General features: G+C 64.1%; 7 protein-coding genes. All 7 read left to right on the forward strand.

All coding sequences use genetic code 11. From position 1 onward, the window contains the following. Window positions 1-26: 26 nt before the first annotated feature. The 7 genes from ACIU1A_RS03120 to ACIU1A_RS03150 all read left to right on the forward strand — a co-directional run bounded on the left by ACIU1A_RS03120 (window position 27) and on the right by ACIU1A_RS03150 (window position 22658). Window positions 27-2159: a hypothetical protein gene (locus tag ACIU1A_RS03120; RefSeq protein ID WP_404926576.1), complete on the forward strand. Its 2133-nt coding sequence runs from the start codon at window positions 27-29 to the stop codon at window positions 2157-2159. Then, a complete protein-coding gene (locus tag ACIU1A_RS03125) occupies window positions 2123-10984 on the forward strand; it encodes a hypothetical protein (RefSeq protein WP_404926577.1) in 8862 nt (2953 codons plus the stop codon). The genes ACIU1A_RS03120 and ACIU1A_RS03125 overlap by 37 nt, the downstream gene beginning before the upstream one ends. Beyond that, window positions 10981-12519 (forward strand): hypothetical protein, encoded by a 1539-nt coding sequence (locus tag ACIU1A_RS03130; RefSeq protein WP_404926578.1) that lies wholly within the window; start codon window positions 10981-10983, stop codon window positions 12517-12519. The genes ACIU1A_RS03125 and ACIU1A_RS03130 overlap by 4 nt, the downstream gene beginning before the upstream one ends. 10 nt (window positions 12520-12529) lie before the next feature. Further along, window positions 12530-13882, forward strand: coding sequence for a hypothetical protein (locus tag ACIU1A_RS03135; protein ID WP_404926579.1), 1353 nt, complete (start codon window positions 12530-12532; stop codon window positions 13880-13882). Then, window positions 13879-18882: a hypothetical protein gene (locus tag ACIU1A_RS03140; protein WP_404926580.1), complete on the forward strand. Its 5004-nt coding sequence runs from the start codon at window positions 13879-13881 to the stop codon at window positions 18880-18882. Before ACIU1A_RS03135 ends, ACIU1A_RS03140 begins: the two co-directional genes overlap by 4 nt. Next, window positions 18882-21407, forward strand: a complete 2526-nt coding sequence (locus tag ACIU1A_RS03145) for a caspase family protein (protein WP_404926581.1) — start codon at window positions 18882-18884, stop codon at window positions 21405-21407. The genes ACIU1A_RS03140 and ACIU1A_RS03145 overlap by 1 nt, the downstream gene beginning before the upstream one ends. Before the next feature lie 61 nt (window positions 21408-21468). Next, a protein-coding gene (locus ACIU1A_RS03150; RefSeq protein ID WP_404924977.1) for an IS3 family transposase occupies window positions 21469-22658 on the forward strand; the annotation gives its coding sequence in 2 pieces (ribosomal slippage) (window positions 21469-21727 and window positions 21727-22658; 1191 coding nt in all). Window positions 22659-22724 lie beyond the last annotated feature (66 nt).

The following is a 22724-nucleotide window of genomic DNA, read 5'->3' on the forward strand; positions in this document are numbered from 1 at the left end:
TCGAGGAAGACGGGAAGGGGGCGTAGGTGGGCGTCGAGCTTTTCCAGACGAATGTCGAGTTCGATGCCGTGGCGTCGAAACTGTCGATCGGGCTCGACGATTCGACCGGAGACTCGCGCCTGATTTTCGCCATGACGGCCACGACCGGCGGCGCGCCGGTTGTCAGGGAACTGGCGGTTTCCCTGAGCGACGCGGATGGATTGACCGCTGCCTCTTTTAGCTACGACGGGCTCGATCGCACCTATACGCTGACTGTCGACCTGAGCGATACTGTCGATGGCAAGAAATTCGGCGAACGCATCGACCTGAACGGCGTTGCCGGCGCCAGCTTCAACGCGAATGCTAGCCTGAGTTCGCTGAAAGTGGTGTTGCGGCCGCGACCACCGGGTGGAGACTGGACGTCCGACCATCCGAGCTTCGCCTTGATGGCTTGCTGGGAGATCGACGGGCGTGCGACCCAGAGTTGGGAGGATCCTGACCGTCCGGTAGAAGTGAATGTAGAGGCCGCGATCGAGGTGTGCGTTGGTCTTTCGGTCGTCGTGCCCAACGATCTCGACCTCGGTCTGCCAAATTTTCAGGTCCGGCTCGACCTCCCATCGATTGGCCTCGCCACCAAATGGGTGCCGTTGTCCTGGTTCGAGTGGCCGGATCTGATGCCACTGAAAATGGAGGGCCTCCTTGCCTGGTTCTCCGGGCTACTCGACTTCGACTGGGCGCAACTCCCGGACATCCCACTGCCGCGCCTGCCGCAATGGGATGTCGACCTCCCATTGTCGATCGACCTGCCACTCGGCGTCGGTGTCGTGTCCACACATTTGCATCTGCGCAAGGCGTCAGGCCAGGGACTGGTGGTCGACGCTTCTGCGGAAGGTTTCTACCTCACCTGGCAGGGGGAGGCGGTCACCGCGCCGCGTGGACAGGTGGTCCTGCGCTATGTGGAAGCCACCGGGATCTACACGATCGAGGTGCGTTTCTTCGAAGCCCAGTATCCGGAAGCAGACGCGATTCCGCCCTGGCAGCCCTACGGCTTTTCGCTGCCATTCGACCTGCTCGGGCTCGAGGCTGAATGCTGGTATCTTCGTCTGGGACTCTTCCTCAGCAATGTCGATGGCGGCGAACGGCGAGCCTGTTTCGAGGCTCTTCTTGAGATCGGTGGGCTGAAAGTGACCAGCCGCTTCACCGGAGACGAGAGCGAAGGTCTCTATCACACTGACGTGCGGCTGCTCCTTCGCGATACAACGCTCGTCAGCGCAGCCCTAGCGCCGGCAGACGCACCCGTGTTTCTCGTCGATGCGAAGCGCCCGGCCGGTGCCAACCCTTTCGACCGTTGGCAGGACAAGCTGGTCCCGGCCTTGAGCTTTGCCGACGACCTGGTCGCCCCGCCACCCGCCTCGGGCGTCAACGAATACGGCCTTACGTTCCACGATGGTGAATTCCGCAGCGGCGAGCGCGCCTTCCTGCTCTGGCGCATGAATGGCCGTCGCTTGCTCAAAGCGCTCGCCCACGACCTTCTCGAGCGCGAGGCGGCTGGCGCCGTCGCCGCTCATGAGGAGATGACGGATTTCGGGTTGGAGATCGCCACGCAAGGCAGTGGCGCGCAGCAGATCAGGCTCGACTGGCGGGCGGCTGCGGGCGGCGCGCCGGGTGCGCCTGACCAGGGCGCTCCGGCCGCGTCGGAGGACGAGTGCCTGAAAATCAAGGGCGCGAAGGATATCGCCTTCAACGTACCGTTCGCTTCCCCCGGGACATATCTCGAGGGTAGCTTCGCAGATCCGCTCACTCTTGATCTGCCCGCGGTCTCACTCGAAATGGCGCGTCCGCGCACCCAGTCGATCGTGCTGCGCGCCGAGCCGGACGGTAGCCATTCGGCGAGCCACCTGCTGCTCTTCGATGGAACGCCGGAAGCCCCGATGGGCCAGCCGGTCCCGCCTTTGGCGCGCGCGCGCATCGGTTTCTCTCTCAAGCAATCGGGCGACGCGGGGGATGAACGTGATGTCGTGGAAACGCAGCCCGGCGAGTCAGCCGAGCCGTTTCTGGCGATCAGTCTTGGACGCGCCCAGGCAGGTGACCTCGCGCTCCGCACGGTCGGCTGGCGTCGCGGCCGCGCCCCCGCTTCCTCGAAGTGCTACCCGCGGAGGCGTCACCGATCCGCTCGCTGATCCCGGTCGACCTCCCGAATGTGCCGGGCGAAGACCCCGGCTGCCCCGGCACGAAGGCGGCGCCGCTGCCGCCCGCCGCGCTCGATTTCGACGCGTTCGAGACCCCGCGCTTTGGCAACCAAAGTTGGCGATTGTCCGCCAGGATCGCGGCGACCAATGCGCTGTTCAAGATGTTCGGCGATGCCGGAGACGCCGGGCAGAAGGTCTCATTCGCTATCGATGAGATCTGCATAGACAAGCAGGACGACCGGGTGGTCCTTTTGAAGACGAGCGTGACTTTCGCGCTCGATGCCTTCAGCGCGTCGGGCGCCGTCACGTTCCGTTTCGACCTGCGGGACCTTTCGCTGAGCATGGCCGACGGCGCCTCGCTCAAGTTCCGCCTGCCGAAGCAGGGGGGCAACCCGCCCGCATGGACGGCCGAAGCGCCGCTGCCGGAAAAGGCAACCGCCTACGACTTTAGCGAGGAACGCCCGCTTCTTGGCTTGCGGATGACCGCGCTTGCCCGGAAGGAGGAGGGAGACGACCTCGAAACCATCGACGTGCTGACCCTGTCAATCAAGGGCGGCCGCTTCGTCCTTGCGCTGCCCGCGGATCGCTGGATCGTGTTGCGCTACACCGGTCTCGGCCGGGGGAGCTTGAACTTCTGGATAACCGAGTTCGTGCTCGGACCGGGCGGGCTCGACGCGACCGGCAATCTGATCTCGAACGCGTTGCGGGTGAAGGGCCTGAAGAACCCGTTTATCCTCGAGCAGGCGACGCTTCGCATCCGCTCGAGCCGGCTCGACTATCTCTCGGTGTCGGGCTCGGGCGTACTGCCCGAGCTGCTGGACGAGGCGCCGGTCAAGATTGCGATCGCCTTCAAGCAGGGCAATGACGGACGCATCGATATCGACAGTCTCGACGCGCAACTCGGCGACAAGGACAAGCCGATATTCTCGCGCGGCACTCGCTTCAAGTTCGAGATTCAGCAACTCGGCCTTGCCTACCGGCGCGCGCCTGACGGCGGTGAGCGTCACTTCTTCTTCGAGCTGACCGGATCGGCGCAATTCACGCCGCAGTCGAATGAGTTCACCAGCGGACTTCTTGAGAACCTGAAATCGGCGCGTCTGGATTTCGTTCGCGTGCCGCTGACGGACGAGTTTGCCGAGCACATCAGCCTGTCGATCGAGCTCAAACGCCCGATCGTATTCAAGGTCTTCGGGGTCTTTCGCATGGAGATCCGCTCGATCGGCTTCCATCCGAAATTTCCGAAGTTCAGTGCGCCGACCGCCGCCATCATCATCGGCGGCCAGGTCGAGTTCGCCGATACGGGCGACGTGATCCGCGCCGAGATCGACTTCCACGCGATGTATATTGGGCTGCCCAAGCCCGATTCCTCGGTGCCGCAGGTCTACTTTGACGGGCTGCGGGTCGATATTTCAACCTCCGAGGGCTTCCGTATCGGAGGACGCGTCGACACCTATAAGAGCGACGTGCTCGACGGCTTCGCCGGCGAGGGCACTGTGCAGATCCCCGGCTTTCCGGAACTTTCCGCCGCCTTTGCCTTCGTGCGCGTGCGCGAAACGCCGGATCAGCCTTGGCTGCGGGCATGGTTCATCGCCATCGAGGCGACGAAGATCGGCTATCTTGTGGGTGGTGCACTGCCGATCTATCTGCGCCAGGTCGGTCTCGGCTTCGGCTACCGCTACACCTTGCCCCTCATCCTCGAACTGGAGAAGCACAAAGAGCTGTCGGCGCTCATCAATGCGATGCTGCGCGAGGTCGGCAAGCACAAGACCCTGGCGCGCATCGATTCCTGGAAGCCGGAGACGAGAGGTCGCCGCTGGACGATCGCTCTCGAGGCCGTGCTGTCGCTCGGCTCCGCCAACTCTTCGCCTTTCGAATACAATGAAAAGGCCGAGCGCAAGATCCGTACGATCTTTACCCAGATCTTCGCAGCCTATCGCTCCGACTTCACCTTGGTGGCGGCGGCCAAGCTCTGGTTCCCCGTTAGCGTCGACGATTTCTTCCGAAATGCCGAGAACATGCGGGAGCGCCCTCTGGCGTCAGGCTTCTTCGCCTTTTCGGCACCGCAGAATCGCCTGCTCGCGCATGTGCGCAAGAACCAGGATCCTTATCTCGGTGAGGATCCGAACCAGCCGATCCCGTATCCCCTCAAGCTCGCGCTCGAAAAATCCTATTTCGAATCGACGCTGCTGATCGAGCCGGGGCTGGTGCATGCCGAACTCGGCTGGCCCGACCGGCTCTGCTTCGACCTGACCGTTGGCCCGATGCGCGTCGGCTGCCGCGCCGGCATCCTGATGCGCATCGAGCGTGACCTGCTGATCTATGGCTACTATTTCAGCGCGTATGGCGAACTGAACCTGGGCGGCGGCGTGGACTTCGGCTTCGTCGGCGTGCGCGTCGAGGCGCAAGTGCGCGTCCAATATGCGACCCGCCTCCTGATCGGCGCCAATCTGCGCAAACCTCTCGAGTCCAACATCTACGGCGCGATCGGGCTGGACATTGCGGTGCGTTTCCTGGTGCGCGCCTGGCTGCGACTCAATTTTAGGTTTTTCAAGATCAGCATCGACATCTCGTTCTCCTTCAGCCTGCAGCTGTCGGTGCTTGGCGAAATCGGATGGGCCGGAAATGGAGAGCTCGGCTTCCGCGGTCGCGCCCAGTTCATCATCGGCGTGTTCGGCCGTTCGCTCGCCATCAAGATCGACGTCGGCGTCAACAAAGGCGCGGTCGAGCAGGCGAAGAGGGTGCTCTCCGAATATGCCGGTTCCTTCCTCGAGCCGGGCAAGGCGCCGCCGGCGATGCCTGGCATCGACGACGGGCTTGGCGGAGGCCGTTTTGATGCGGCCTTCGCCAAGGCGGGTGGTCCGATGCTTGGCGTTGCAGCCGTGTCGCCGGAGGCCGTGGACCCTGAGCTGCCGCCGGATTGCTTCGTGACCGCCCCAATCGCCGGTGAGAACCGGGCGAGCGACGGCGACAAGTTGTTCTTTGCCTGGATTATGCCCGGCCCTAACGGGGAGCGGTTCTATCCGACGAAATTCGAAGAGGACTCTGACGAGGGCTGGCACGGATATGCAACGCTGGTGATGCCCGACGTCAACATCGAGCAGGTGTTCGTGGCCAAGAGGGGGAGTTGGGCCAAGGCCTCGAAGCGCACCAAACTGGAGATAAGACCCTCAGCTTCGATTCGTCTCGAGGCGGAAGGTGAAGGGCGTGATCTCACGCTTGAGCAACTGATTGCCGGTTGCTATGTGCCTGACCTTTCCGACCTCTCTGAGCAAGAAGCGGAGGACTTTCCGCTTAACTGGCCGACAGTCCGGCCGCGGCTTACTACCCCCGGAAAGATCGCCGCTGGCACACGCCTGCACGATGCGCGTGTCTTCGACCCCAACAATGCGGCTCGTGGCCCTCGCCGCGTGCTCGACAAGGGGAACGCGTTCGACCGCGCGGTCCTAGCCTCGATCGAGATGCGCGATGTCGCCAGTCGCAGCTTGTTCGCCAGTGCGGAAGGAGATGACGAGGGGCCGGCGAATGGCCGGAAGGATCAGAAGTACCTCAATGAACAGGCGCTGGCCAATCAGAGCCTGTTGCTGCAGGGCTTCTACGATGACCTCACGCGCATCGCTCGCACGACCAGCTTCAACGAGACCGGGCTAGACAGCTTGCCGGAGACCCCATCGCTTGGAGAGGGCAGGCCTACCCTCTTCGACCTCGGCGTTTTGATCTGCGTCAAGGCGAAGCAAATGCCGGACTGGCTCGCCAGGCGCGATCGGGCCCATCCCAGCCTCGAGATCGCCTCTCATGTATCCGATATGGAAACGCACGCGCTCAAGCCCGCCGCCGAAGCTGCCTGCATCGATTTTGCACTTAACCCGCCTGTCGTGCACGAGGCGGCCGGCTATTTCGACGAGGAGATCGTCGCACTCGCCTGGAGACTCGACTGGGGCGGCACTCCACCCGTGGTGGGCAAGCAGCTTGCAGACGGATCGAGTGGGGAAATCGAGGACTTCCTGCGCACATACGAGATTCAAATCCTCGACTTCAACACGCAGCGATGTATCCATTCGGTAACGTCGAAGCCGTGCGATGTCCTGTCGGAAACGAACGCCGAGGACGTTCGGTTGGTCCGCTACGGCTACAGCGTCGCTCGCGAGGAAATTCTGCCGGTCGAGACGGCGGCCGCCGGCCGGACTCTCATCGCGACGGTCACGCCCATCAGCCAGGCAGGCACGCGCGGCGCACCGTTCTCCTTCACGCTCGAGCTTACGCCGGTCATGACGCCGCTGCCGGCCGACGACGCGCATCTGGACCTGCGCTACGCCGAAGCGGCGTGGGCGGCCTCGATGCGCTGGCGGCAGCCGATGCTGCCGCAGGCGACGGGCATCGCCCGCACCGTGGGCTGGCAATTGATCCTCAGATCGCTCGCCGACGTGCCGCTCGGCGCGTATCCGGAGGAAGCGATCGACGTCACCGAACGCGGCCTGATGAGCACGACCGGCCAGGCGCTGATCGAAGGCGACATCATCGTTCCACTGGTCCTGGGCGAGAAGGACGCCCCGTTCACCTGCGTCGAAGCGCCGGTCGAGACGGAGCCAACCGACCCCGATGACAAGCCTGTCGAGGGGGTAGATGACCTGCCGCCGGCCGAGAAGGTCCTCGCTTTCAACTTCGTTCCGCCCAAGAGTGGCGCAACGGATGCCCCCTATTTCGATCAGAAGGGCCGGCGTCTACTGCCGGGTTCTGTGCTCTATCAGGCGGCGGATGGTTTCTTCCGGCGTCTTTCGGCGGACAAGAATGGCGGCCGATCATGGCGCCTGTTCCTGCGTGCCGTCACGCATCAGGACGCCATGAAACAAGATGCCAAGTCATTGCGGGAGGTGCCCGTCTCGGGGCTTTCGCCCGTGCGGCTTGCCATGTCCATTCGCGCAGAAACGAACCCGCGGCCGCTGCCCTATTTCGAATGGCCGGCTGTCGTTGCGAGCGATCCGAAGGTCGCCGTTGTCGCCCAGCGCGATCTGGGGGCGGACGCTGACCTTCTGCATGTGCCGGTGGTCGGCGACGGCGGGGGAATCAGGTTCGTTCCGAAGCCTGGACGCGAGCGCGCCGTCACGGTGACCTGGAATGCTATGCCGGCCGGGGAGACGGGTGATGTCGCGACGCCGCTGGCCGCGATCGCAGCCTATTCCGTGTACGAAACCGTCCTCGATGGTCTCATCAATTTCGATCTTACCGCGCTGAGCCGGCGGGCGAAGCCGTTGCGTCGCATCGTGCCGACCGACGCCGCGCGGGCGCGGCTGCACCCCACGACGATGGCGGATACGCAGAACTGGGAAGCGCAATACCCGGTTTTCGCACGCACGTGCGCTCATCTCCAGACGGAGGGCGTCGCTGCCGAAGACATGCTCGACCGCTGGCCGGGCACTTATTCCTGGGCGGATAGCGAGCTCGACTGGCCCGACAAACTGACCCCTGCGCAGCGCGCAGAATTAGTGAAGCATCCAAAGCTCGGCAAACTGCTCGACCTTGGCGAGGCCTTCGCACGCGCACCGGTCCACCCATTCCTTGCGCTGCTGTTCGCACGCCTGCACGATCTCGGAGACGGCTTAACCGCTGCACTCCAGGTGGAAGTGGCGCTCGGCCCGCCGACGGCCATCGCTGATCCGGTCAAGTGGCTCGATGCCAACAGTGACCTGATCGACCCCTATGGCTGGGCGGGCCTGACGGCGCTGGGCCTAGCTGCGGCGTTCGCGCTGCGCGAACCGGTCACCGGAATACTCGTCGACCAGGGCGAACTGCTCCACCGGCTAGGCGACGCTCGCAAGCGCCTGCTAGCCCTCTTCGACGAGGCGGCTTCCGACGCGCCCGCCGAACTCCTCGGGGCGCTGGATCGGCTCAGGAAGGTCGCGGGTAGGCATGTTATGACTGAATTGCCTATCCAGCACCCGCAGGCCTATCGCGCTGGGACGGATTCGGCCCGAGCCGCCGATATCGGTCTTGCCATCGTGCAGGTCTCTTTGCGTCCGGTGCCGTGGCAGATCGCACACTACGACATCATCCGCGTCGGGGAGGCCAAGGCCGAAGGCAAGTTGACGCTCAAGGGCCAGGTCAACATTGTCTTTGCTGGCGTGGACCGCCCGCCAATCAGCGGCGACCCTGACCAGGAGCTTGACGCGACGCTGTTCAAGCCGGACGAGACGCTGCTCGTCCGCGAGTTCATGGGCAAGGGCAAGGGCTTCCGGCAGCTGTTGCGTGAGTTCTTCAAGATCAGCTCCGGACCACGCGAGACCAGCCTGCTCGCCAAGGTCCCGGCAGCCCGGTTTGTGTTCGGCAAGCTTCCGAACCGCCTCGACCTGACGCCGTTCGGCCGCTTCGAACCGCTGCCTGGCAAGCAGGAACAGCGGGAGGCGGATAACCCTGCGATCGTCCCGCCCGGCTATTCCCTGGACCGCTACAAGGTCTGGATCGCCTATCTGGTCGAAGCCTTTGCGCGGCCGGCTCCCGGCGACGATGCCCCCGACGCACGCGACAAGGCGATCGAGCGACTCACAGGCGAGTTGTTGGCAAGCAACGGACTTTTCGATTCCTACCGGATTTGGGGTGCGCGATTGTTTGCCACCGCGCCGATACAGAGCCTAATCGACCGGCGCGGTGCCGAGGCGACCGCAGGCGACGGGCTGGCGCTGGCGATTGCGGCGACGCAGCCAAAATCGGTCGAGCCCGTGCAAATCTCGGCGGATGGTCAGGGCAGGCTGCGCCTCACACGCTTCGTCAAGGAAGAATGGGCCACCGCGCGAAGCTACTCCGTCACATGGGAAGGTCGCTACGATCGCCTGGTGAAAGCGATCGAGCGTAAGGCGGCCTGGGAAGACAAAGACAAGGCCAAGGAAGAGGCACTTGATTTGGAGCCGCCGCTTCCCGCGGCAGCGGCCCGCAGGGATGTGTTCCTTCCCCGCGTGCGCGCGTTGGAGCCACCCGCAGTCCTTTCGGCGCGTTCGTTGCGGGCAGCCGATGGACGCCCCTTCAATGAGATCGTCGTCGCGCATTCGGAGCTTCGACTTGCGGAGAGCAACACCGAGGTTGCAGCCAAGCTGGAGTTTGGCGATCTGCGCCGGCGCTACCAGAGGGAATTCGCGGAGCCCGACTACATAAGGCTGCTGAAGGATACCAGTTTCGCCAACGGCGACTCTCTGCTCGATGGCGTAGCCGTTTCGCGGGCGGCGACCGTGGAGGGTGACTGGGACGCTTGGCCGCAACCGCCGGATCTGAGTGAACACGACGAGACGTTGCTTTTTGTGGCGCCGACAGCGCGTTGGGGCGCGACGCGCTACCAGGATGCCGCTGAGCCATTCTACTACCGCCAGACCGTGACCGTAGAGGCGACAGCGGCGCGCCGCCTGATGACGCAAGGCCATTCCGTCGTCGTGCCGTTCGGCGATCCCGACACGCTGACGCCGCTGGGACCCGAGCACAGCGACGACCTGCCGGCCGCAAACAGCACGCTCGATTGGAACCTGTTCTGGACGCCGGGCGGATGGGAGGCTGTGTGGACCGACGACATGCGGAAGGCTCGCGCCGAACGTTTCGTCGACTGGTCGGCGCAGATCGCCTTGCCCGAGCAATTGAAGCAAGCCGTCATCGGTTTGATGCGGCCATCGGGATACAGGGTGAGGGCGCGGCTGCCGCGCTATGCCGAGAGCCTGTCTACAGAATTGCGCGCCGGCTCCTTCGCCCATGAGCTCGTCGTTCGCGCGCAGGGCGCACCCGCCGGACTGCTGCCTGATGCCGGCGCCCGACTGACCATCGCCGACGTGGCTCCCGGACAAACCTTCGCGCCGATCGCCCAGGTGCTGCCGGTCACGCGGCCGCCCGCCGGAGAAGAAGGTATAGTTCCGCCGTGGGCAAAGGCCTTCAAGATCACTGCGCTGAGTTCGGACTTTGAGACTGCCGGGGCCGATATCACCCGGGTGCAGGGGTCGAATTGGAGCCGCGGCCTGTTTGCGAAGATCGATATCCGTCCGGCTTTCGCCGCCGCGGTCAGTGAGGATTTCGACTCGTTGCCGCCGCTGACGGAAATCGAAAAGCTCGTCGGGCCCGAGTTCGACAAGGTGATCGCGGTGAACGAGTTGCCGAAGTCGGGCGCACTTGCCAGGCTGACGCCGCTTGCGATCCGGCTGATCATTCCCAAGCGCGACGAGGTCTCCGGCGCGCTTACGCTTGGGCTCGCGAGCCCACTGGCGGCGCCGCGCTGGGCGTTCCGCCCGGCGCTCGATCCGGCTTCCCTTTCGGCACAGGCACCGGCCAGCGAGATCGATCTGGCGATCGGGCTGCGGCTGTTGTTAGACACCGACCGACGCCACGCGGCCGCGCTTGCGTCATGGGATGCACTGGCGAGCCCCGGGGCGGACAACGGACTGCTCGAGCTCATCGAGCAGGCTGCCTTTGCAACCGTGCTCTTCCGCGGCGTTGCGAATGAGAGCGACATTGTCAAACAGTTGCTCAAGCTTGGCTTCGAGATATTCGAACGTGTGGTCAAGGACGGCGTCAGCAGTTGGCAGAAGGTAGTAGGCGACATCGTGTCTGAGACGAGCTGGAAGGTCGCGCTGGTCAGGCAATATTCGTCCGAGCTCACGGTCGAAATCGTCGATGCGGAATTGACCAGGCTTTACGACCGTCCCGCACATGCGCTGAGCAAGCAAACGCTGGGCGAGGCGATCGGCAGGCTCGTCGGCCAGGCCTATCGGCCGACAGCCATGCGCGAGCCGCAGGTCTTTGCCGAACGTGGCAACGAGGCGCGAGTGCCCTGGCGCGGGGAGGCAAATTCATGAGCAAGATTCTCGCCTATCGCGCCCTCATGCCGGCGCATTTCACGCCGCGCCGCACGACGAAGGGTGGACCGCAAACCGATCAGGACGGTTCGCGCAAATGGGTGGCGACACGCTTGCCGGCCATTCGGGTCTATGGCCCATTCTGGTCGTTCGGCTTCCAGGTCCATGAGAGCCCAAAGGCAGCGGTCTGGCCGGACAAGGTACCGGCGCTGCGCAGCGTTCGGGCTCTTGCCGAAATCGGCGACGGCGGGAAAGCGAACCCGCAACTCGCGAAACCGCATTATCCCACGCTGCTCGCAGTTCATTTGAAGTCGTTCCTGCAGGTCAGCCCGGAGCCAAAGGGTGATGCCGGCAAGTTCGAGTTCTGGGAATCGCGGATGAGCCTGTTGGCGATCCGGTCGATCGACCCGGCTCGCATCAACGAGAGTGGCCAGCTCATCAAGTTCGATCCGAACGATTTTCCCGTTGTGAACGGAACGGTGGTGGAAGGCCCGGCAACGCTGCTTGTCGCACCGTTTGGAGATCCTCAACCTAGGCCCGAAAAGACGTTCAAGGAGGACAATAGCGGCAAGACCAAAGAGGTCGATGCCGTCACCGACCAGCACCTGCCTGCGATGCAGCTCATCCATGGTCAGGTGCGTTTCAAGCCCGGCAGCGCATATTTGGAGAAAGCACGCAAGGCGTTAGGACTTTCCGCTCCGTCCGGCGAAATCGCTCCAGGGGACACGATTGTTCTCCTTCCCGACGGCTTCGCGCTCGCCGGTGCGATCGATGTGCCGTGGATGGGTGCGGACTCCATCTCGGGTTGGTTCAAGGTCACCTTCCGGTGGCTCGATCCGGAGAAGGATCGCACGATCGTCGACGGCAAGGCGGTGGATATCGCCCCGGCGCCGGTGCTTCGGCCCTGGTTCGATGCCGAGGACGACAATGCCGGCGGCCGTCGGGCATGGAGCGACGTCATCGCCCGGCTGGAGTTGCTGATGCGAAGTGCCGGCCAGCACGATGCGGCCCCGCGTTGGCTCGACATCCGGCCGAACGCACGGCTGTCAGCGGGAGACTTCTTCTGGCCGCTCGAATACGACGGGAAGAAGGAAGAGCCGTCTATCCTGCTGCACAGACCAAAGCGGGATGTTGTCATCATCGACGGCGCCGGCCTTCTCGTCCGCCTGGCAGACCGCCCGCTTGCCGACGCACCGCTGTCCACGCTGACGATTGAGCCCGAGGCATTCGTCGTCACCAAAGGCGCCGGCGGTAAGAGCTTCACGATCGAGACCGAGCGCAAGCTTCCTGCCGGCAAGAGCGTGCTGGTCGCGTCTTATGCCTATGCGGAGCCGGTCGGCGACAAGCCGCAAACCGAAACGATCTCGGTCGATACGCTGGACGACAAGGGCAAGCTGCTTGGTCATGTCGACCTCACCGTACCGATGATCGAGACTGCCGATGGTCTACGTCAGGCCATGGGGTTGCCTCGGCCCATTCAAACGACCGGCGAAGCGGCGGCATTGCCGATGCTGTGGGCCTTCACCCCCCCTTGACGAGGGTTGGTTGCACTGGCCGCTGCCGAATGCCACTCCGGGCATTTTGAGCCGGCTCATTGGTGACAACGTGTCGTCGGTGGAGCCTCTGCCTCCCGCGAACGAGGCCGGGGACGGCATTTCCGGCGCGATCATGTTCGGGAATCGCCCTGGCGATACTGGTTACAGCCCAAAACAGCGAAACTGGTCGTTTGCCATGGGCGAGCCCAGGCAAGGCAGCCTATCGGCAACTCTGCAACTGCTCGCTGAGAACGGCGCCAGTTTCACGGCTGCCAAGATTGACCTGCGCGACTTCGCGGTTAGCTTCGACGGGGTCGTTCCACTGACGCCCTTCCGGCAGACACCGGAGCGGTTGTTGCCCGATCATGCCGAGCGAGCGCTTGTCACGGGCGGATTGAGGGCGGTTTCGCCTAACAGCCTGAGCAAGCTTGAGAGGGATCTCCTGGCTACGAAAGGTGCGCCGCGTTTCTCTGTAGTGCTCGACAAGCTCAAACTTGAGAACAGCATCGTGGGCGCGGGGAACCGGGGCGCTCGGCGGACTCGGGTCGACGCGGACCTTTCCTGGTCGCTGTTCATGCCGGCGTCGAAAGAACTCGACGCCCCCTGGATCTGGGTCCGGCACGCAAGCATGCCGACGGTGCAGACCATGCCGCTGGCGGCCGCGGGCAAAGCCCGGAACAGGCCGGCTGAAACGCCCTCCCTTGCCCCGTTCGTGTACGCATGGAAAGGCACGACGCTTACCTACGCATGCAGAGCCGGCGGGCTCGACATGGCGCGTTCGACGATCGCGCTCGACCCCACGGTGAAGGATTCGGTCGGCGCGGGCGAGTTCCGGCGCCCACCGGGAGACAGAGCAGCCGGCGGATGGCCGATGGCCGAATGGCGGTGGCGCGAGGAGATCGGCATGGCGGTCACGACGCTGCCGTCGCTGACGCTTTTCCCCGGCCAGAAGGGTACGCCAGGCCTACCGGCCGGCCAGTGGTCAACCTACCCTGTGGCCGGCGCCGTGACCGCCATGGCGCGTCACGACATCGCACTGCGCGACCAGTTCCACGCATTGTCGGTCGCGCCGACCAAGCCGGAACCCGGCAAGGAGGCGGCTCCTCCGCTGGCGCTGTTCACGCCGCGAACGGATAATGCGCCCTATGGCGACAGGGCGACCAACGGGTACGATCTTGTCTGGTCCGAGCTCAGCCGCAAGGCTGGCCTTGCCGCGCTCGACCGGCGCAACATGCTAGCGATCAATGGCGGCAAACCGATCCTCGCCGGCGTCTTCGGAGAGATCACCTACTCCATAGCGGATGTGCAGTTCGACTTCAGCGTCGGTGTCGTGCGGGAGGAGGGGGACAAGATAATGATATGATCTTGGCCGTTACTCAGATTGGTCGATGGTCGCTCGAGGGGGTGACGGGGGTCGAGCCCAGTTCGATGATGTTTGCGGGCCTTCCGCAGGACGGCGATCTTGTCGGCATCTCGGGGATATTTTTGCGCGGCGCCGACAAGGTCACGGTGCGCCATGGTACAGCCGCGCTGCGGTCGCAGGGCAGAGCCTTTGCCGACCAGCATGGCACAGTGGCGGTGCGCCCAGACCGGCCCGCGGCCAACGGACCCATCATCAGGCGGGTAACGAATCGTGCCTTGAAGAAGGCCCACGATCTGCTGACGCTAGTGCAGCCCATGAAGGTCCGTGGCACCGGTCTGTCCTTCTGGTGTGCGGACGTGCCCGTCGGCGCCGGGTCGACTTCCTTCCTGGCGACTTATGCTGACGACCATGCCACCCGTCTCAACGGCGGCAGCCTCGACAACGACGCGTTTGCAGGTTTCCGTTGGACGCTCGCCAATCCTGACGCGCCCGCCGAGACAGTTGTCATGGACGGCATGGTCTTCCAACCACTGGTGCTTACGGGGCTGACGGTCGATCCAATCACGGTAACGATCCGCGGTCGGCTGCTGCTCCCGGTCGGCGCTCCGCCCGTGCTGCCGCGCGCAGGCGGAACGGCGACGCTGACCCTCACGGCCGACTCCGCCGGCGATCTGAAGCCGCAACTCCAGGGGGCGGACATTGTCTGGCCGCTTGTCGACCCGCAGAGCGCGAGCGGCTTCGTCCCAACCCTCACGATCAAGGTTCTGCCTGAAAAGGGTAAGGACATAGCCGCACAATTCAGCTTCGGTTTTGCCGGAGCAGTCTTCTCGGTGCCGCTCACGCTCAAATGGTCGAGCGTCGAGGGTCGGCTGCTGGAGGCGACACTGACGGGCGCGAAGGCGGGCGACACGCCCTTCGGTGCCATCGACACCGATCGTTTCGACCTGGCAATTGGTCGAGCCGAGGCGGGGCAGGTCGGTCAGCCTGCTCATAGCGCGAAGTTGCGGTTCAAATCTCGGGTCGGCCAGCCTGATGCGCAGCTCTTGGCAACACTCACTCACGATCTCCTGGCGCCAGAGGCGCCGAATGCGCCTGCGGACACCCAATTAGCCGGGCCGACCGGTATTAAGTTCGATATCGAGTCGGACATCGCGGATGCGGAGCGGGACGTGACCGACGCGGATAAGATGCGTGCGGTCGTTGCCTTCAACGCGGATCATTTCGCATTCCGCTGGCGGCTCAAACATCCGACGAACGAAGAACTCCGGCCCCTGTTGCTTGACGGCTTCGCCGTAGCTGAAGCAACGGGTGCATTCTTCGCAACCCTCCGCGTGGATACGAAGACGGCTGCATTGAAGAAGCTGCCGTCGATCCAGGTGGTCGGTCTGGAGGAGCAGTCGCGGTTTGAGCTCTCGACCTGGTCCAGCAATGTCGAGCAGCTCGCCAGTCTGCAGTTGGTACGTCAGAGACGCTCCGGTGAGACCACGCCGAAATACCGGCTTTTCGGCTCTTTTGCCGTCGCGAACGCCTTCTCCTGGCCACAGCTGTCCGTGATCGCGTCGGGTGATTTCGAGGAGGCAACGCTGCAGCCTGATGCTGCCGGCCGCATCGGTCACAAGGCCGTCGTTACTTTCCGCGGCGACCCCCTCCTCGCCGATGAGCGCGGTGGCTTTATGGTCACTGCCGCTGTCGCGCATAGCTTCGCGACAGTCGGAGAGACCTGGACCTGGCAGGCGCATCAAGTTGTCCGACTACTGCCGCAAGCGGCCTTCAGCGATCGCCTGGCGACACTCGCGACCCCCGGTAGCAAGAAGCCGGCCGACATTCAGAAGCTCGACACCGGCTTCTCGCCGCTTGTCGGTCAGGCAGGCTCGCCGCTGACCGATTACGCCGCAGTGCCGCATTTCCTGCATGTTTCAGCAAGCGGCCCCGGGGGCATTGCCGGACCGCTGGCGGACCGGTTGCTGGCTGCGATCAAGGCGAAGCCGGCGCGCTTCCTGGCCGTTGATCTGTCGGCCCACCTGCTTCTGGGTTTCGGCTCGACCGATGCGAGGCCGCTGGCCGGGCCTTTGATCCTTGCTTCCGTTCCGGCGATCGGCTTTTGCCTCGACAAGGAGGGCGATTTGCCTTGGAGCAAAACGCCGGAGGTCGTGGCGATGCTGGCGACGCAAGTCGCAGCCGATACCAAAATCCTCCAGTCCGCGACCGACGGTATCGAGGCCCGCAGCCTCCCCCAACTCGAACACGCCGTAGCCGGCAGGTTGGTAACCCGTCTTGGGGATGCGAGTGGCCGAGCGGAACATTCTGCCGCCGCGTCGCTGCTGGCGCGCGATGGGGACAAGGACGGCCACCGTCCGGTGTTCCAGGCCGTCGTGCTCCGCCAGCAGCACGCGGTCTGGCAACCAGCCTGGGATCTGCCGGGCGCCGCTACGGCGATGCATCTCTCCGCACTACTGGATGCCTCCGCGCGGAGCACGGAACCGGCTGTGGTCGGCTTCCGCCCGTTTGGTGGCATTTCCGGCGACGATCTCTTTCCGCCGCAACTGGACCCGGCAAAGCACCCGCTGACCGACATAACCAGAGTCGATGTCGACCTGTACACGCTGGCGATGCGTCGCTTCCGCAAACGTCTCATTCGCGACCTGGTTGCGGGGCCGGGGGCGGCACCGTCGGCTGCCGTCGCCCCGCGGCCGGCCGCGGTCTTGCTGCGCCTCGTGGCCCGCACTCGCGACGGCGACAACCAGAGCGTCGTCGTCGAGGAGCGCGAGAGTGCATCGAGCGAACAGCTTGAAACCATTCGGGGACACGCCGCCGACTGGGGGCGCTTGAGCCTGGAGCGGCTTGCGCCCTGGGCCGCCACTGGTCTGGTTGCGATTTTCATCGACGAGCGCGGCGTGCAGTTGGACGAGGCGAGAATCGTCCGCAGCGCTCGGCCGGCGACGCGCCGCCTGCTGTCGCCACAACCCATTGCCGGCACCGACATGCCGGCGCAACGGCAGCGCGAGAAAGTTGCGCGCGCAGCCGGTGAGCCGCGTACAGTAGCGGGATACTCGCCACTGGTGGCGGAGCCGCGGCTGTTCACCTCCGAGCCGGCTTGGACCTACGGCGAGGACGAAGCCGATTTCCGGCTGACCGCAACTGGCGTAGCGATGGCTTGGTCGCTCGCGGGCGGCAACGGCGCTACTCTGGGCGATGCACCGGGCTCGAACCGCGCATCGGCCTATTGGATCACCGATCGCTACCGGCCGGCATTCCGTCCTTTCAGCCCCGACGGCCCCGAGATCACCTTCGCCTTCCCTGAGCAGTACGGCGCACAACTTCCCGGTTCGTTGGTTCCTGCACATCACGCCGACGGCATGCTTGCTGCTACGCACGGACCGGATCAGGGAAGCGGCACTTCACAGTCCTTCGCACCAGCAATCGTGACTACCAGCCGGATATCGTCGCGCGCCGGCGCCCTGGCGTCCACGCGAACGGGCCTGATCACGGTCGTCGAGGGCCGCGATGACCGCCAATGGCTACTCGACGCCGCGCAGACACCTCTCAGTATGCGCCAACCACGTCCCCCTGTTCTCGCTCGTAACGATCGCGCCCGCGCCAGCTCGCAGGAGACTGGCCCGTTCCACCTTTCACGCAATCCGACCGTCATACTGCATGGACCGCGCGCGGCACCTTTTGGTGCAAGCGCATTCCCCGTTGGTCTCGATCGCCGCCCACGCTCGAAATTCGCCATGCGGTTAGTGCTCGACTCGCCGAACGCCGGCATTGCCACGCCCGAGTGGGACGGCGAGGTCAAGGTCGTGGTCGACGACGTGTTCGGCGCCGAGGACGACGCCACATGGACGGTGAAGAGCGCGGCGATCATCGTCGGCGCCGGTCGCTATGCTTGGAAGCATGCTGAAAAATCGCTTTCGGGCGAAAGTCGGACCATCAGCCTTGTCGACTTCCGCGGCAGTGCCGGGGGGACCGGCCTTGAGCAGAGCGCGCGTGATGCGTTGCGCGCGGTCGCTCCGGCGACGCCGGCGGTGCTGGAAATCACGCTTGCTTATGCGCGTCCGAACAACGATGGCAGCCTGCTGCGCCAAATCCGGTTCGAGTTGCTGAGCGCCGGTGCTGGAATGGCGGTTCCGGGAGTGGAAGCCCCGCTCTTTTTCCGCTTCGACGATCCCGAGTATAACGATCAGCTCCAGGGCCTCGCCAAGCTGGCGCGCGAGGGATCTCCGGCGGTGCCTGGCGACGACTTCGTCTTTGCTGCCGACTTGGCTGACATCCGGCCGGACCAGCGGCTCGAACTGGCCTTAGCGCTTCGGTCGGCGACCGCTGGCGCCGAAGTGACGAAGAAGTTCGAGGTGGACAGCGGCCGGCTCGCCTATGACGGCGAGTTGGTAGTGATGACAGTGGAGCGCCAGCGAGCCGGCCAAATCGCGGCCAAGCCGCTTGGCAGCAAGGATGTCGCCATCGAAAATGCCGTACCGACTGGCGAATGGGGCAAGTTTTATCTGACTGGCGCCGGCCCGACGGTTTTCCATGCGATGAAGCTCGACTGCGCGCTGCTGATGGAGTCGCTGGAATCGGCCGGACCGGCGCTGGCGCCGGACGATCAGTTGCAACTGGTCCTTTCAACGGCGGGCCCGAAGCAACACCCGCTAGTCACTTTGCGCTTCGACGTCGTCGCCAGCCCGAACATGCCAGCGAACCAGTCCTCTTTCGGCATCCTGATGTTGAAACCTGATGGTAAATCGGTTCCCGTGCACCTCTTCGCGGCAGGCCCGGACGCTGCGGTGATAGAGCTTGTTGACCCGTTCGACCTGATCGAGGGCGTGGTGCGCCGGCGGGCGATCTTTCAATGGCGTTCGTTCCACCACGCCCAGGAGTTGGACCCGGTGTCGCCAGCCCTGAACACCGCGCGCTTCGCGTTGCAGAAGACAAGCGGCACCGGTGGAACCTGGCTTCCCGGCGAGGTCCAAGGCGGATGGCTCGCGGCGCCTGGTAGCTGGTGATGATCAGTGGCTCTGGCCTTGCGGGTTTCAGCCGCAGCTTTGCCTTTCTCGTTGGGATCGACCGGTACACGAACGGGGTGCCTGCGCTTCGCACCGCCGTGTCCGATGTAGAGAGCCTGGCCGGCGTGCTGCGGGACGAGCACGGGTTCAAGACGAAAGTCATTGCGGACCAGAAGGCGACGATTGGGCGATTGCGTCGGTCGCTCAAGGCGCTTGGCAGGTGGGCGCGTCCGGACGACCGGATTTTGTTCTACTTTGCCGGCCATGGCATCGCGTTGGAGAGCGACGAAGGGCCGAGGGGCTATATTCTTCCACAGGATGCTGACCGAAACTCGACAGCTCGATACCTGCCCATGGTCGAGCTTGATGAAGCGCTTTCGGCTGTGCGGTGTCGGCACATGCTGGTGGTGCTGGATTGTTGCTTTGCCGGGGCGTTCCGTTGGTCGAGCTTCCGCCACCTGGCGCTGCGGCCTGAGAACCTGCACCAGGAGCGGTACGCTTGGTTCATCCGCGATCCGGCCTGGCAGGCGATCGCCTCGGCAGCACACGACCAAAAGGCGATCGATGTTGTGGCTGGAGAGCCGCTGGGGCAGCGGGGCGATGGGCGCGAACATTCGCCGTTTGCTGGTGCGCTGCTCGATGGGCTGAAGGGCGCTGCGGATCGCGCACCGGTCGGGGGTGCTGGTGATGGCGTGATCACGGCAACGGAGCTGTTTCTGTATCTACAGGATAAGTTGCTGCCTCCGCCGTTTCGGCAAGCTCCGATCCTTTGGCCACTCAAGAACCACCATAGAGGCGAGTTCGTGTTCCTGGTTCCCAAGCGGAAGCTGGACCTGCCGCCAGCCCCGCCACTGGACCCAAACGCCAATCCCTGGCGCGGCCTCCAGCCGTATGAGCGCAAGCATGCTGAACTGTTCTTTGGTCGCAGTCGCCTTAGCGAGCGGCTGCGTGCCCGGGTGCTGGCCGAGCGATTTGTGGTCGTGACGGGCCCCTCCGGCATCGGCAAGTCGAGCCTCGTACGGGCAGGTCTGCTGCCCCACCTGCCGGCTGAGATCCAGCCCCTCGTAGTGCGGCCTGGGCCTCAGCCATTCGCCAGTCTCGCGGCGGTCCTGCGGGAGGCCACGCCGGCCGACAAGAGCTCACCTGGCGAGCAGGCCCTCAAGGCAGACCTTCACGCTCTGGCATGCTGGGTTAAGGCGCGGACGGGTGACCGCGAGATCCTGCTGGTGATCGATCAGGCCGAAGAGCTGATTACCCAGAACCGGGAAGCGAAGGTCACGACGGACTTTCTCACGCTCTTCGCCAATGCCCTGGCTCAGACGGAGGCGGGCCTACGGGTGGTGATCACGATCCGCTCGGAGTTTGAGCCGCAGTTCGCGCAATCGCCCTTGAGCAACCGCTGGTCGACCGCGCGCTACCTCGTTCCGCAGATGACCCAGGACGAGTTGCGCCGGGTCATTGAAGGACCTGCAGCAGTCAAGGTGATGCGGTTCGAGGATGATGCTCTTATAGACCAGCTCGTCAACGAGGTGGTCAACATGCCCGGTGCGCTACCGCTGCTCTCGTTTGCGCTGAGCGAGATGTACGCCCATTACCTGACACGCCGCGGTGACGACCGAACGCTTACATGGTCCGACTACAACATTCTCCAGGGAGGCGTGACAGGATCGCTGCGGGTCAGAGCAAATGAGGTGGTGGACGGTGTTGACCAGGCGCACCAGGCGACCGCACGCCGAGTACTCGAACGGCTGGTCTCCGTGGACGCCGGCGAGTTCGCTAGGCGCAGGGTACCGAAGAGCGAGCTGGAAGCGGCCGATCCAGAGGAGAATGTCCGGATAAAGGATATGCTCGAACGCCTCGATGCCGCCCGCCTGATCGTGACGGATGAGGCCGACGGCAAGGAGATTTTGGAGCTGGCCCACGATGCCCTGATCTTCGGATGGGACCGCCTTATGACATGGGTCCGAGAGGACGCTGAGCGGATCCTCACGCTCCGCCGCCTCACACCTGCCGCGCAAGACTGGGCTGGAGCGTCACCACCGAACCCGGGACTGCTCTGGGACGATGCCGCCCAAGTGGCTTCAATCACCAAGCTGCAGACCGCAGCCTACCCTGGGCTCAATCGTATAGAGCACCAATTCGCCCAAGCCAGCGTCCAGCGTAGCAAGAGAAACCGGTTCGTTCGATGGAGCATAACCGGGGCGCTCGTACTGCTCACTGCGGGCGCCTCAGGCGCAGCGTACATCGCCACCAACCAAGCAATGGAAGCGAGGGCGCAACGCACGCAAGCGGAAGAGCAGCGAGAGATCGCGGTCGCCCGACTGGCAGCGAGCGAGTCTGCACGCCTATCGAGGAACTTTGGGGACGTTGTGAAGGAGCAGCCATCCGTCGCGCTGCTCTCCGTCGAGGCACTTCGTCGCCTTCAGCCCAATGAAGCCGAGGAGTTCTTAGTTCAAAACGCGTTGCGGATTGCCCCCGTTATCGATGCACAGAGGAGGACGCCGATCGAAGCGATGCGGGTGTGACGTTGCCCCTTTGGCTTAATCCGGTTTGAAGTTCGCTCTGGCCCAACGCGAGGACCAGAGAATGAAGCGCAGCCGTTTCAGTGAAGAGCAGATCATCGGGATTTTGAAGGAGCATGAGGCCGGAGTTTCGGTGGCCGATCTGTGCCGCAAGCACGGGGTCAGCGACGCCAGCATCTACAAATGGAAGGCGAAGTATAGCGGCATGGACGTGTCGGAAGCGAAGCGGCTGAAGACGCTGGAGGATGAGAACGCTCGTCTGAAGCGGCTCCTGGCGGACGCCATGCTCGACAATGCCGCTTTGAAAGATCTTCTCGGAAAAAAATGGTGACGCCCGCTGCCGAGCGAGAGGCTGTCGCGCATCTTCGAACGGCATTCGAGATGAGCGAGCGGCGGGCGTGCAAGACCATCGGCTGCTGTCGGATGACGGTTCGCCACAAGGCGAGCCGTGGCGACGATGGTGACCTGCGGGAGCGGATGAAGGCGATCGCGCATGAGCGCCGGCGCTTCGGCTATCGCCGCCTGCACGTGCTGCTGCGGCGGGAAGGTTATGTGGTCAATCACAAGCGTCTGTTCCGGCTCTATCGCGAGGAGAGGCTTGCCGTTCGGCGCCGTGGCGGCCGCAAGCGAGCCATTGGAACGCGGGCACCGATGATGGTCCCCGTTGCACCCAACGACCGTTGGTCACTGGACTTCGTGTCGGATCAGCTGACCGATGGCCGTCGCTTCCGGATATTGACCGTCGTCGACGACTGCACGCGCGAGTGCCTGGGGTTGGTCGCGGATACGTCTCTGTCCGGCGTGAGGGTTGCCCGCGAACTCGATCGGCTCGTGATCGAACGCGGCAAGCCGAAGATGGTGGTCAGTGACAATGGCAGCGAACTGACCAGCAATGCGATCCTTGCCTGGGCCGATGCAAGCCGCGTGGACTGGCATTATATCGCGCCGGGCAAGCCAATGCAGAACGGCTTCATCGAGAGCTTCAACGGTCGCCTCCGTGACGAACTGCTGAACGAGACGCTGTTCACCTCATTGGCACAGGCTCGCGCGGTCTTGGCCAGTTGGCGGACAGATTACAACTTCAATCGCCCACATTCGCGGCTCGGATGGCAGACCCCCTTCGAGTTCGCCCACACCTTCACCCCGCGACGGGACACAGCGCTGCGCACCGTGATCAGCTCCGCGCCTGTGCCCGTCGCTCAAACCGCCCAACAGGGCAACATAGATCGCCGGAGCGAACTCAGGATTGGATAAAACTTGGGGGCAACGTCAGTGGAGGAGGCCTTCTTTGTGCAAACTGGCAAATATGCTGTAGTCCGA

This window comes from Mesorhizobium maamorense (assembly GCF_044998965.1).
Taxonomy (GTDB): domain Bacteria; phylum Pseudomonadota; class Alphaproteobacteria; order Rhizobiales; family Rhizobiaceae; genus Mesorhizobium.